This is a genomic window from Roseateles sp. GW821-FHT09G03 (assembly GCF_059416045.1).
On record NZ_JBWKOK010000001.1, the window covers coordinates 155,983 to 169,518 of the forward strand.

Genomic DNA, 13,536 nt, shown 5'->3' on the forward strand with positions numbered 1-13,536 from the left:
TCTCGGGCTCATCTCGGGCTCAGGCCTCGACGAGGTGACCGTTCTCGAGCCGCAGCCGGCGGTCCGCATGTTCCGCCGCATGCGCCGAGTGCGTCACCAGCAGACAGGCCGCGTTCTGCTCGAGCAACTGCTGGCGCAGCAGCCGCATGACCTGATCGGCATGCGACGGATCGAGGTTGCCGGTGGGCTCGTCGGCCAGTACCAGCACCGGCCGGTGCACGAGTGCGCGGGCGATCGCGACGCGTTGCAACTGGCCGCCGGACAACTGCCGCGGCAGGTGCCGCGCCTGCGCGGCCAGGCCGACGGCGTCGAGCATCTCGGCCACGCGCTTCGCATCGGGCTTGCCCTGCAGCAGCAGCGGCAGCGCGACGTTGTCGTGCACGTTCAGATGCGGCAGCACGTGGAAGGCCTGGAACACGAAGCCCAGCTGCTCGCGTCGCAACTGCGCCTGGCCGGATTCGTCCAGCGACAGGATGTCGCGGCCCAGCAGCACGACCTGACCCCGGTCCAGCGGCTCCAGCGCGGCCAGGCCGTTCAGCAGCGTGGACTTGCCGCTGCCGGATTCGCCGAGCAGCGCGAGCATCTCGCCGCGCTGCAATGTGAGCGACAGGTGCTCGAACAGCGTCTGCGTGCCGTAGCGCTTGGTCAGGCCGGTGGCCGTGAGGAGCGGGACATCCATCGTCGGAACCATCGTCGAAACCATCTTCCCAATCGTCGTGGAGGAGCCGGAGGTCGATCGATGGATTGTGGCGCCTGTGCCGCCGCAGGACGGGTCAGATCGTGTCGACGTGTGCGATCAGACGGTCGAGCGCGTCCGGCGCCTCGGCCGGCACGATGCGGCGTGCCGGCATGCCGCGCAGCCAGGTGATCTGGCGCTTGGCAAGCTGCCGCGTGGCGGCGGTGCCGAGCTCCTGCAAGGCCGCGAGGTCGGGCGCGGCCTCGTCCGCGTCGAGCAGTTCCCACGCCTGCCGGTAACCGACGCAGCGCATCGACGGCAGGCCCAGGTGCAGGTCGCCGCGCGCGCGCAGGCGGCGGACCTCGTCGATGAAGCCTTGTTCCAGCATCAGCGCGAAGCGTTGTGCGAGCCGCGCATGCAGCCAGGCGCGGGCCTCGTCGGACGGTTCGAGCGAGATCAGCGGCCAGTCGACACCTTGCGAGCGCTGGCGCCGGTAGAGCGCCGACATCGGCTCGCCGCTGAGCAGGCAGACCTCCAGCGCGCGCTGGATGCGCTGCGAGTCCAGCGGCGCCAGCCGCGCGGCGGTCTCGGGATCGAGCGCGGCCAGACGCGCATGCATTGCGGGCCAGCCGTCGCGCGCGGCCTCGGCGTCGAGTTGCGCGCGCAGCGCGGGGTCGGCCTGCGGCAGCTCCGACAGCCCGTCGAAGAGCGCCTTGAAGTACAGCATCGTGCCGCCCACGAGCAGCGGACGCGCGCCGCGCGCCTGGATCTCCGGCACGAGGCGCAGCGCGTCGCGGACGAACTGTGCGGCGGAGTAGCTCTCCGTCGGCTCGAGGATGTCGATCAGGTGATGCGGCACCGACGCGAGTTCTTCCGGTGTCGGCTTGGCCGTGCCGATGTCCATGCCGCGGTAGACCAGCGCGGAGTCGATGCTGATGATCTCGACCGGCTGGCGGCGCGCGAGCGCGAGCGCCGCGGCGGTCTTGCCGCAGCCGGTCGGGCCGGCGAGGCAGAGCGGGGTCAGGTCGTGCCCGGAAGCGAGGTCGGCGCCTGCGCCTGCGCCGGCATTGGCATTGGCGTTGGTATCGACGCCGGGGTCGGGGAGGGGAAGGTCGCTCATGCGGGACGAGGGGAGGGCTGGCCGTGCCGGCGGACCAGCGTCCAGGCGCAGGTGGCGGTGCACAGGCCCAGCACCATCATCGTGGCGGCGAGCGGTGTCACGGTGCCGTTCAGGCTGGCGCTGAGCCACGCACCGACGGCGAAGGCGGCAAGCGCGATCGCGAAACCCGACAGCGCCGCGGCCGCGCCGGCCTGGCGCGGGAACGGACCGACGGCGCCGGCCTGGCCGCAGGGTTGCAGCACGCCGTGGCCGATCATGATGCCCACGTGCGGGATCATCAGCGCCCAGGGCGACGGCGGCAGCACGAAGGCCGCGAGGCCCATGCCCAGCGCGCCCACTGCGGTGAAGCAGGCGCCGCGCGCGACGGTGTCGGCGATGCTCAGCGTGCGCAGCCAGCGCCGGCAGATCAGCGTGCCGGTGACGTAGAGCGCGGCGCCGCCGGCGACGAGCGCGCCGTAGGTGGGGTGGCGCAGGCCGAGGACCTCGATGAACACGAAGCTCGAGCCGGCGAGGAACGCGTACAGCGTCGCATAGGCCAGCGCGGTGAGCAGCGCATAGGCGCGGAAGGTCGGGTTCGAGAGCACGGTCTGCCAGTTGGCGATGAGCCCGGAGGGGCGCAGCGCGGCGGGGTCGGGACGGGGCAGGCTCTCGGGGATGCGCCATGCGATCAGCGCCAGCGTCGCCGCGCCGAAGACGGCGGTCGCCAGGATCGCCCAGCGCCAGCCGACGCCGGCCGCGAGCACGCCGCCGATCAGCGGCGAGGCCAGCGCGATCACGCCCAGGCCGGACAGCGCCTTGGCCATCATGCGCGCGCCTTCCTGCGGCTCGAACCAGTCGCGCAGCATCGCGCGGGCGACGACGACGGACGCCGCCAGACCCAGGCCCTGCAGCGCGCGGCAGGCGACGAGGCCCTCGATCGTCGAGGCCAGCGCCGCGCCGATCGCGGCGACGACGTACAGCGACAGCCCGCCCAGCAGCACCGGCCGGCGGCCGAAGCGGTCGCCCAGCGGGCCCAGCAGCAACTGGGACAGCCCGAACGCGAGCATCAACGCCGACAGCGTCAGCTGCGTCGCCCCCATGCCCGCGTGCAGGTCGGCGCGGAGGCCGGGCAGGGCGGGCAGGTAGAGGTCGGTCGTGACCGGTTGGAGGCCGAGCAGCATCGCCAGCGCGACGACCTGCAGCGCGGGCGCGGGGCTCGCGCCGCGGTCAGCCGCCGTGGGCGACGGAACGCTCAAAAACGCTCCCAGGGCGCGAGGTAGCGCCACTGTCCCGGCGGGAGCTGGCCCAGCGGGATGCGGCCGATGCGCACGCGCTTCAGGCCCAGCACCTTCAGGCCGACCAGTTCGCACATCCGGCGGATCTGGCGCTTGCGGCCCTCGCGCAGGACGAAGCGCAACTGGTCCTCGTTGGCCCAGCTCACCTTGGCGGGCTTGAGCTGCACGCCGTCCAGTTCCAGGCCGTGGATCAGCATGGCGACCGCGCGCGGGTCGAGCGCGTGCTGCGGGGCCTGCTCCGGATCGCCGCCTTCGACGGCGACGCGGACCAGGTACTCCTTTTCGACGTCGGAGTCCTCGCCGATCAGGTGGCGCGCGATGCGGCCGTCCTGGGTCAGCACCAGCAGGCCGGTCGAGTCGATGTCCAGCCGGCCGGCCGGCGCGAGGCCGCGGCCGTGGCCCGGCGCCCACTGGATCTTGGACGGATCCTCGCCCCAATGGGTGTCGGCCTTGACCAGCACCGAGGCGGGCTCGTAGCCGTCCTCGGCCTGGCCGGAGACGTAGCCGATCGGCTTGTTCAGCAGGATGGTCACGCGCTGCGCCTGCTGTTCGCGGGCGGCGGGGTCGACCTCGATCTTCGCGTCCGGGCCGACGCGCTGGCCGAGCGTCGCGAGCTGGCCGTCGACGGTCACCCAGCCGGACTCGATCCACTCGTCGGCTTCGCGGCGCGAGGCCAGGCCGAGTTCGCTCATGCGCTTGGACAGGCGCTCGCCGGCGTCCTGGTCGGCGAGGCGCACCGGCGCGGGCTGACGCGGCGCGTCCGGCTGGCGCGGACGGTCCGTGCGCTCGGCGCGCTCCTCGCGTTCTGCGCGGGCGTGGACGTCGGACGGATGGCCCGGATCGCGGTCGCCGTAGGGCGCGCGACGCGGGCGTTCGTCGCCGTAGCGGTTGCCCGGGCCAGTGCCGGGGCCGTTGCCGTAGCGGTCACCGCCGCGATCGTCGCGACGCGGGCGATCGCCGTAGGGACGGTCGCCTTGAGGACGATCCCCTTGAGGCCGGTCACCGTAGGGACGATCGCCATAGGGCCGATCATCGCGCGGCCGGTCGCCTTGGGGGCGGTCGCCATAGGCGCGGTCGCGCTGCGGGCGATCACCATAGGGCCGATCGCCCTGAGGACGGTCTCCATAAGGACGATCGCCTTGAGGACGGTTGCCGTAGGGTCGATCCCCTTGCGGACGATCGCCGTACGAGCGATTCCCTTGCGGCCGGTCCCCATAGGAACGATCGCCTTGCGGGCGGTCCCCGTAAGGACGGTCTCCTTGCGGGCGGTCCCCCTGGGGGCGGGCAGGGCGATCGCCATATCGGTCATCCCGGCGGGGGCGGTCGCCCTCGAAGCGGGGACGGTCATCCGAGCGCGGACGGTCGCCGTACGGACGGCGCTCGCCACCCTCGGGTCGACCGGAGAAGCCGGGGCGGTCCCCCTGGCCGCGCGGGCCACCCTGGCCGCCTCGATCGTCGTGGCGCGGACCGCGATCGGGCCGGTCGCCGTAGCTGCCGCCTTCGCGCGGCGGACGGCCGCCGGGGCCGCCACGGCGGTCGTCGCGGCCTTGCGGGCCGCGGGCATCCGGGCCGCGATCGTCACGACGCGGGCCCTGGCGCTGCCGGCCTTCCTCGGCCAGCCGCTGCTGGAACGCGGCCTCGCGTTCGGCGCGGTCGGCCTGGGCCTGCGCCAGCGTCGGGCGCGGCTTGTTGACGCCCTTGCCGCGCAGCGGCGCGCGGCGCGGCCCCTTGTCGGTGGCGTTGTCCGCCGACTTGGCATCGGCCGGTTTGTTCTTGTTGAGTTTGAGCGTGGCCATGTCGGTACTGCGTCGGGTGAATTGCGGGATCGCGGGGCGGAAGGAGACGGGAGGCGGGCGGTGCGGAGACGGGAGCGGAAACAGGAACGGAAGCAGGAACGGAAACGGAATGAAAAGCGGAGCGGACGATGGGCGGGCGCGGTGAGTCGCCCGGACTCAGCGCCCGCGCAGGAACAACGCGTCGAGGTCGCGGAGGGTCAGTTGTCGCCAGGTCGGGCGGCCATGGTTGCACTGGTCGGCGCGCTCAGTGCGTTCCATATCGCGCAGCAGCGCGTTCATCTCATCGATCGTGAGCTGCCGGTTGGCCCGCACCGCGCCATGGCAGGCCATCGTCGCCAGGATCTCATGCTGCGCGCGCTCGATCGCATGGCTGGCGTCGAACTGCGCCAGTTCGGCCAGCACGCCGCGCGCGAGTTCGACGACGTCGCCACCGGCCAGCAGCGCCGGGCGCTCGCGCACCGCGAGCACCTTCGCCGACAGCGGGGCGATGTCGAGGCCCAGGCGCTGCAGCGTCTCGGCCTGCGCCTCGGCGGTGGCGATCTCGGCCGGCGTCGCGGCGAAGGTCACCGGGATCAGCAGCGGCTGCGAGTCGATGCGCGTCTCGACGAGCGCGGCCTTCAGGCGCTCGTAGACGACGCGCTCATGCGCCGCGTGCATGTCGATGATGATCAGGCCCTGCGCGTTCTCGGCCAGCACGTAGACGCCCTGGATCTGAGCGATCGCGCGGCCCAGCGGCCATTCGCCGGCCTGGCTGGACGGCAGCGGTCCGGCAGGCGCCGCGCCGAGCGCGGACAGCGCGGAAGCCGATGCCGCCGCGGTCGGCAGGCCGCCTCTCGGACCGGACGCATAGAGCGCCTCGGCCTGTTCCAGCGCGAGTGCCGTCTGCGCGCGGGTGGGGATCGGCGCGCGCCAGCCCTCGGGGCCGGCGAACCGGGCGGAGGGCGCGGTGTAGGCGGCCGGAGGCTCGTAGGCGCTCTGGCCGGAAGTCGCGTTTCCTGGCGCCTGTCCGTCGGTGCCCGACGTTCCTGCGCCGGCCATGCCGCCTTGTTCCCATGCCGGCGTGCCGGTCCAGCGCTGGCGGCCGGACGGGGGCGCGGATTCGGTCGACCCCGGACCGTCGGCGGTGTGCTGGGCGTCTTCGCTGCTGCGCGAGAGCGCGAGCGCGGCCACCACGGCGCGGCGCACCTGCTGATGGATCTCGCGGCCGTCGCGGAAGCGGACCTCGATCTTGGTCGGATGGACGTTGACGTCGACCAGTTCGGGCTGGACGTCGATGAAGAGCACGTAGCTCGGCTGGCGGTGGCCGTGCAGCACGTCGTCGAAAGCCGAGCGGATCGCGTGCGAGATCAGCTTGTCGCGCACGTAGCGGCCGTTGACGTAGACGTACTGCATGTCGGCGCGGGCGCGGGCGGCCTCGGGCAGGCCGACGCGGCCATGGATGCGCATCGGGCCGACCTCAGCGAAGACCTCGCGGCTCTGCGCGATGAAGTCCTCGTTGAGCACTTCCGCGATCCGCTGCGGCAGCGGCGCGGCGCGCCACTGGTCGACCAGCTTGCCCTCGTGCCACACGGCGAAGCCGACGTCGGGGCGGGCCAGCGCATGGCGGCGCAGCGCTTCGAGGCAGTGGGCGAGCTCGGTGCTCTCGCTCTTCAGGAACTTGCGGCGGGCGGGCGTGTTGAAGAACAGCTCGCGCACTTCGACGGAGGTGCCTCTGGCACGGGCGGCAGGGCTGAGTTCGCCCGTGCGCGCTTCCAGCCGCCATGCATGCGCGGCGCCGTTGTAGCGCGAGACCAGGGCCAGTTCGGCGATGGACGAGACGGCGGCGAGCGCCTCGCCGCGGAAGCCCATCGTGGCGACGGCCTCGAGGTCGTCCAGCGTGCCGATCTTGCTGGTGGCATGGCGCTTGATGGCCAGGGGCAGTTCGCCGTCGGGGATGCCGTGGCCGTCGTCCTCGACGATGAGGCTGCGGACGCCGCCGGCGATGAGTTTGAGCTGGATCTGGCCCGCGCCGGCGTCCAGCGCGTTGTCCACGAGTTCGCGGACCACGGAAGCCGGGCGTTCGACGACCTCGCCGGCGGCGATCTGGGAAATCAGTTCATCGGGGAGTTCGCGGATCGCGCGCCGGCCGGCGGGGGGGGCGGGGGCCAAGGCGACCGCGGCGTTCGCCGTGGGGGCGAGGGTGTCATCCATGGGGGCGATTGTAGGAGGTGGCGCAGTTCCAGGGCCGACCACTGCGCATCTGAGGGCTTGACTCTGTTCGGTGGACCACACCGGACTTCCGGGGGGATCGATCTCCACGTTCTCCCGTTCCTGCGTTCCCGTTTCTTCACGAGCGCATAAGAATGCGCCCGCCATAATCCGCGCCCATGGATCTGATGCACTTCCTCATCGACTTCATCCTGCACGTCGACAAGCACCTCGCCGAGTTCGTCGCCGCCTACGGGATGTGGGTTTACGCGCTGCTGTTCCTGATCGTGTTCGTCGAGACCGGTCTCGTGGTGATGCCGTTCCTGCCGGGCGACTCGCTGCTGTTCGTCGTCGGCGCGCTGTGCGGGACCGGCATGATGAGCCTGCCGCTGGCGATCGCCGTGCTGCTCGTGGCCGCGATCCTGGGCGACCAGTGCAACTACACGATCGGGCGCTACTTCGGGCCCAAGGTCTTCCAGTGGGAGCAGTCGCGCTTCTTCAACAAGCGCGCCTTCGACGCGGCGCACGAGTTCTACGAGAAGCACGGCGGCGTCACCATCATCCTGGCGCGCTTCATGCCCTTCATCCGCACCTTCGCGCCCTTCGTGGCTGGCGTCGCGGCGATGACCCGCAGCCGCTTCACGGCCTACAACGTCGCCGGCGGCGTGATCTGGGTCGTGGGTCTCACGATCGCGGGCTACCTCTTCGGCAACATCCCGTTCGTGCAGACCCATCTCAGCAAGATCATCTGGGCGATGATCCTGATCCCGGGCCTGATCGCGTTGTATGGCGGATGGCGCGCCTCGCGCGCCAAGACCACCACTGCCTGATCGACGCCGACAGCGAGCCCCAACACGGCGTACACCACGAGTGATCGGGGACGGTGGTGCTGGGGGTTCAGGCGCTTGACGCCTGTGGCCCCCTGCACCAGCGGCCAACGCACTGACCGTGGCAGGTAGGCAGCCTGCAAAGGGAAAACACCGACCCGCAGAGCGCGCAAACCCCGGGGGTGAGCTTCGTCACGGTGAATCCGCAGGGCTATTCTCGCCCGCTGTTTTCACCGCCGATCACGCTCATGCAACCCAGCCTCCTCAGCAAGGCCATCACCCTGGCCCTGAGTCTGACCGCCGTCATCGCGGCAGCTCCCACGCAGGCCCAACAGGCCGCGACTGCTTCTGCCGCGGCCACCGCGACTGCCGCGCCGGCGCCCGCCGTGACGATGCTGCTGCGCGATCCCGCCGTGTCCGCGCGCCATCTGGCCTTCGTCTACGGCGGCGACCTGTGGATCGCCAACCGTGACGGCAGCCAGCCGCGCCGGCTCGCCGGTCACGCGGCCGGTGAATTCGCGCCGCGCTTCTCGCCCGACGGCCAGTGGATCGCGTTCTCCGCGGGCTACGACGGCAACACCGATGTCTACGTGATCGCCGCCAGCGGCGGTCAACCGCGCCGCCTGACCTGGCACCCGGCCGCCGATCAGGTGACCGGCTGGAGCCCTGACGGCAAGCGCGTGCTGTTCGCCTCCAACCGCGAGGTGCTGAACACCCGCAGCAAGCAGCTGTTCGAAGTGCCGGTGGACGGCGGCTTCGAGCAGAAGGTGATGGAGGCCGTCGCCTACGAGGGCGTGTGGTCGCCCGACGGCACGCGCCTGGCCTACCGGCCCAACGGCGCCGCGTATTCCGGCCCGAGCGGCTGGCGCCAGAGCCGCGGCGGCACGACACCGCCGATCTGGATCCTCGATCCCAAGGGCAAGACCTGGGAGCAGATCCCGCACGTCAACGCCACCGACAGCAACCCGATCTGGATGGGCGACGAAGTCGTCTTCATCTCCGACCGCAACGACGGCGCGGCCAACCTGTTCGCGTTCAACACCAAGACCAAGGCGCTGCGCCAGCTGACGAAGGAAGCCGTCTGGGACGTCCGCAGCGCCGACGGCCGCGACGGCCGCATCGTCTACGAGGCGGGCGGACAGCTGAAGGAAGTCGGCATCGATGGCGGCACTTCGCGCATCCTCAGCATCGCGCTGAACGAGCCGAGCAACGAAGCGCGCCTGCAGTGGAAGGATGCGGCCAAGACGATGACCGGCGCCTCGCTGTCGGCGACCGGCAAGCGCGTCGTCGTCAGCGCGCGCGGCGAGATCTTCTCCGTGCCGGTGAAGGACGGCGTCGTGCGCAACCTGACGCAGACCTCCGGCGTGCGCGAGAAGGACGGCCTGTGGAGCCCCGACGGCCAGCAGGTCGCGTATGTCTCCGACGAGCCCGGCATGCGCCACCAAGTCGTGATCCGCGACCAGCTCGGCGACCAGGCCGCCAACAAGCCCACGCGCAAGCTGCTGCTGCCGGAAACCGGCTACTACACGCTGCTCGCGTGGTCGCCCGACGGCGCGCGGCTGGTGCTGCAGGACAACCACCTGAACCTGTACCAGCTCCCGCTGACCGGCGCGCAGTCGGGCAAGCTGGCCAAGATCGACAGCAGCGAGCGCCGCGCCGGTTTCGACGTCGGCTTCTCGCCCGACGGCCGCTACCTGGCCTACACGGTGGTCGGCAAGAACTTCTTCAGCCAGATCCGCATCGCCGACTTCCAGACCGGCCAGCAGCACACCGTCACCGACGGCCTGAGCCACGCCGGCCTGCCGGCGTTCTCGACCAAGGGCGACGTGCTGTTCTTCGCCGCGTCGATCAACTCGGGTCCGGCGCAGGTGGGCCTGGACATGTCCACGCAGGAGCGCTCGGTGCGCATGGGCCTGTACGCGGCGGTGCTGCGCGCGGACGGCAAGTCGCCGCTCGAGCCCAAGGCGGGTGACGAGGACGGCAAGGACAAGAAGGCCGACGAGGACAAGAAGGACGAGAAGTCCGACAAGAGCGACAAGTCGGACAAGGACTCGAAGGACGACAAGAAGTCCGACAAGAAGGACGACGGCAAGGACGTCAAGCCCAAGGTCAAGCCGGTGCGCATCGATTTCGCCGGCTTGAAGGACCGCATCGTCGGCCTGCCGGTGTCGACCGCGCGCTACGACGACCTGGGCGTGGCGGACGACGGCGCGCTGTTCTACATCGAGCGCAAGCAGCCGGGGGTGTCGATCGACGCCGAGGGCGGCAATGGCGGCAAGGGCGACCTGTACCGCTTCGACTTCGAGGAGAAGAAGGCGAAGATGGTCAAGCCGCAGATCGAGGGCTACAGCCTGAGCCCGGACGGCAAGAAGATCCTGCTGAGCCCGGGCGGCGGCCGCCTCGAGATCGCCGATGCCAAGGAGAAGATCGACACCAAGAGCATCGACCTGTCGGGTCTGAAGACCCGCGTGGATCCGCGCGCCGAATGGCGCCAGATCTTCGACGAGACCTGGTGGATGGAGAAGGAGTTCTTCTACGACCCGAACCTGCACGGCCTCGACTGGAAGGGCGTCTATCAGCGCTACTCGCCGCTGGTGGCGGGCGTGCAGCGCCGCGAGGACCTGAACGACCTGCTGGTCGAGATGATCGGCGAGCTGCAGGTCGGTCACAACCGCGTGGGCGGCGGCGACGTGCACCAGGAGGCGCGTGTCGCGGTGGGTCTGCTGGGCGCCGACTTCAGTGTCGAGAACGGCAAGTACCGCATCAAGACGATCTTCAAGGGCGACCGCTGGGATCCGTACCTGAAGGCGCCGCTGGCGGCGCCGGGCCTGGGCGTCAAGGAGGGTGACTACCTGCTGGCGGTCAACGGCCAGCCGGTCGACGGCGCGCACAACCTGTACCAGCAGCTGGAGAACACGGTCGGCAAGCAGGTGCAGCTGACGGTGTCGGCCAACGCGAACGGGCAGGGCGCGCGACGCGTGACCGTCGAGCCGATCGCGACCGAGGGCCGTCTGCGCCAGTGGGCCTGGATCGACCACAACCGCGAGGAAGTGGATCGCCTGAGCGGCGGCAAGATCGCCTACGTCTACATGCCGGACACGGCAGGCCCCGGCTTCCAGCATTTCAACCGGATGTTCTTCGGCCAGGTGGACAAGCCGGGGCTGATCGTCGACGACCGCCGCAATGGCGGCGGCCAGGCGGCGAACTACGTGACGGAGCTGCTGAACCGCGCCTACCTGGGCAGCTGGAAGGACCGTGACGGCCTGATCTACGACACGCCCGCGGGCGCCATCTACGGCCCGAAGGCGATGCTGATCGACCAGGACGCGGGCTCGGGCGGCGACTTCATGCCCTATGCGTTCAAGCGCACGGGGCTGGGCCCCTTGATCGGCAAGCGGACCTGGGGCGGCCTGATCGGCATCTCGGCGAACCCGAGCCTGATCGACGGCGGTTTCCTGGTGGTGCCGTTCTTCCGCTTCTTCACGCCGGAAGGCGAGTGGCGCATCGAGAACGAAGGCGTCTCGCCGGACATCGATGTCGACCTGGATCCGGTGGCGGTCAACGCCGGCCGCGATGTGCAGCTGGAAGCAGGTGTGGCGAACGTCCTCGAACGCCTCAAGACCTGGAAGCCGATCCAGCGCACGGTCGCTCCGCCGATGCCGACGCAGGTCGGCAAGTAAGGCATCTCGCCGATGCAGAACAGAACGGGGCTTCGGCCCCGTTTCTCATTGGAGCAAGGATGTGGCGAGCGCCAATGTCCCTAACGCGATTCTGACGAGCATCGCAATTCCAACTGCCAGCCACGCCGACTTGAACTTCCCATCGGCCGCCTTGTGAGCGCGATGACAGTCCCGCAGGATGAGCCATGTGGGCAAGCTCAGGACGAGCCACACCGGGACGTGGGCCAGTAGCTGGGAGATCGCATCCGGTGGCACGTGCATCAGGCACCACCACCAGACGGCGGTCGCCGCCACGAAGAATCCGAGCGTCAGTTGGCGTGCGCGCGCCGGGGCTGTTTGCAGGTTGAAGAAGGCCAGCACGCCTGCAGCAAGTGGTCCGCCGATGAACCCCGCCAGCAGGATCGAGCCGAAACCGAACAGCGGCTGGGGCGCCGCAGGCTGATCGTCGCGAACCGTCACAGCGCGCGATGTCTTGCGGCGAGCGGCGGATTCTTCGCGAAGTAGCGCGCGATGCCCGTCGCCAGCGCCTTGACCAGGTCGTCCTGGTAGTCCGGATCGCGCAATCGGGCCTCTTCCTCGGGGTTGGAGATGAAGGCCGTCTCCACCAGGATCGACGGCACGTCCGGCGCCTTCAGCACCGCGAAGCCGGCCTGCTCGACGCTGCCCTTGTGCAACTTGGCCAGCTTGCCGATCTGCCCCAGCACTTCGCCGCCCAGCTTCAGGCTGTCCTTGATCTGCGCCGAGGTGCTCATGTCCAGCATCGCGCGCAGCACGCCCGCATCCTTCACCACCTTGGTGTTGACGCCGCCGATCACGTCGGCCGCGTTCTCCTTGTCGGCCATCCAGCGCGCGTTGGTCGAGCTCGCGCCGCTGGTCGACAGCGCGAAGACCGAGGCACCCCGCGCCTTCGGCGTGATGAACGCATCCGCGTGGATCGACACGAACAGGTCGGCCTGCACCCGCCGCGCCTTGCGCACCCGCTCGTTCAGCGGAACGAAGAAGTCCGCGTCGCGAGTCATCATCACGCGGATGCGCGGGTTGGAGTTCAGCCGGTCGCGCAGCTTCTTGCCGATGGCCAGCACCACGTCCTTCTCTCTCAGGCCCGTGGGTCCGATCGCGCCCGGATCCTCGCCGCCGTGGCCCGGATCGATCGCGATCACGATCAGCCGGTCCAGCTTGGTCTGGCTCATCTCCGGCGCCACTTCCTTCAGCGGCGGCGCGGCTGGCGGCGGGGTGTCGATCTTCGCGATCGCCGTCGCGCTCGCAGGACGCTGCGGTGGTGTCGCCGCGGCGCTGGCGGCCTGCTCGGCCGAGGAGGCCGCCGTCAGCGGCCGGTCGATACGGCCGATCAGCTCGCCCAGCGCGTCGTTCACCGACTGTGCCGCGGCGCTCTCGGCGGCCTCCTTGCCGCGCACCAGGTCCAGCAGCGGATCGCGCTCGCGCGTCGGGTACAGGTCCAGCACCAGCCGGTTCTGGTAGGCCGCCACCGGCTCGATCGTGAACACCTGCGGCGCCACCGTCTGCTTCAGGTCCAGCACGATGCGCACCACGCGCGGCTGGTTCTGCCCCACGCGCACGCCTGCGATGAACGGATCGTCCGGCTTGACCTTGCCCAGCAGTTCCTTCAGGCCCGCGTTCAGCTCGAGCCCATCGATGTCGATGACGAGCCGGTCCGGATTCGCCGCCATGAAACTCTTGGCGGCCAGCTGACGATCGGACTCGATGGTCACGCGCGTGTAGTCGCTCGCGGGCCAGACGCGCACCGCGACGATGTTGGCGGAGCTCGCCGCCAACGCCGGCACGGCGGGCAGCACGGAGAAGCTCAGCACCGTGGCGCCCATGCGGCCCAGGGCCTTGCGGCGTCCGCGCGACGGCGTGTCGGCGCGGACCACCGGGGTCCCGGCGGCCGTGTCCGCGGGCGCGTCCATGCGGGAGGAGGGCAGGCCGGTCATGTCTCCGTTCATGTCTGCGTTCAT

The 13,536-nt window shown here is 70.4% G+C and carries 9 protein-coding genes; 2 read left to right on the forward strand and 7 right to left on the reverse strand.

What is annotated here, in order from left to right:
• Window positions 1–19: 19 nt before the first annotated feature.
• The 5 genes from AC07OZ_RS00625 to mutL all read right to left on the reverse strand — a co-directional run bounded on the left by AC07OZ_RS00625 (window position 20) and on the right by mutL (window position 7,056).
• Window positions 20–679, reverse strand: a complete 660-nt coding sequence (locus AC07OZ_RS00625) for an ABC transporter ATP-binding protein (RefSeq protein ID WP_495465254.1) — start codon at window positions 677–679, stop codon at window positions 20–22.
• Window positions 680–773: 94 nt separating this feature from the next.
• Window positions 774–1,796, reverse strand: a complete 1,023-nt coding sequence (miaA, locus tag AC07OZ_RS00630; RefSeq protein ID WP_495465255.1) for a tRNA (adenosine(37)-N6)-dimethylallyltransferase MiaA — start codon at window positions 1,794–1,796, stop codon at window positions 774–776.
• Window positions 1,793–3,031, reverse strand: a complete 1,239-nt coding sequence (locus AC07OZ_RS00635) for a multidrug effflux MFS transporter (RefSeq protein ID WP_495465256.1) — start codon at window positions 3,029–3,031, stop codon at window positions 1,793–1,795. The genes miaA and AC07OZ_RS00635 overlap by 4 nt, the downstream gene beginning before the upstream one ends.
• Entirely contained in the window at window positions 3,028–4,866 is a 1,839-nt protein-coding gene (locus tag AC07OZ_RS00640; RefSeq protein WP_495465257.1) for a pseudouridine synthase, read from the reverse strand. Before AC07OZ_RS00640 ends, AC07OZ_RS00635 begins: the two co-directional genes overlap by 4 nt.
• Window positions 4,867–5,022: 156 nt before the next feature.
• Window positions 5,023–7,056: a DNA mismatch repair endonuclease MutL gene (gene mutL / locus AC07OZ_RS00645; protein WP_495465258.1), complete on the reverse strand. Its 2,034-nt coding sequence runs from the start codon at window positions 7,054–7,056 to the stop codon at window positions 5,023–5,025.
• Between the two features lie 176 nt (window positions 7,057–7,232).
• Between mutL and AC07OZ_RS00650 the strand changes: the two genes are divergently transcribed.
• Window positions 7,233–7,883, forward strand: coding sequence for a DedA family protein (locus AC07OZ_RS00650; RefSeq protein ID WP_495465259.1), 651 nt, complete (start codon window positions 7,233–7,235; stop codon window positions 7,881–7,883).
• 245 nt (window positions 7,884–8,128) lie between these two features.
• Window positions 8,129–11,560 carry a S41 family peptidase gene (locus AC07OZ_RS00655; protein WP_495465260.1) on the forward strand — a complete coding sequence of 1,144 codons (3,432 nt, stop codon included), beginning with the start codon at window positions 8,129–8,131 and terminating at the stop codon, window positions 11,558–11,560.
• A gap of 45 nt (window positions 11,561–11,605) precedes the next feature.
• Here AC07OZ_RS00655 and AC07OZ_RS00660 read toward each other — a convergent pair whose 3' ends face one another.
• On the reverse strand, window positions 11,606–12,019 hold the full coding sequence (locus AC07OZ_RS00660) for a hypothetical protein (protein WP_495465261.1): 414 nt from the start codon (window positions 12,017–12,019) through the stop codon (window positions 11,606–11,608).
• Complete coding sequence (locus tag AC07OZ_RS00665; protein WP_495466465.1) at window positions 12,016–13,401, reverse strand: N-acetylmuramoyl-L-alanine amidase; 1,386 nt, start codon at window positions 13,399–13,401, stop codon at window positions 12,016–12,018. The genes AC07OZ_RS00660 and AC07OZ_RS00665 overlap by 4 nt, the downstream gene beginning before the upstream one ends.
• Window positions 13,402–13,536 lie beyond the last annotated feature (135 nt).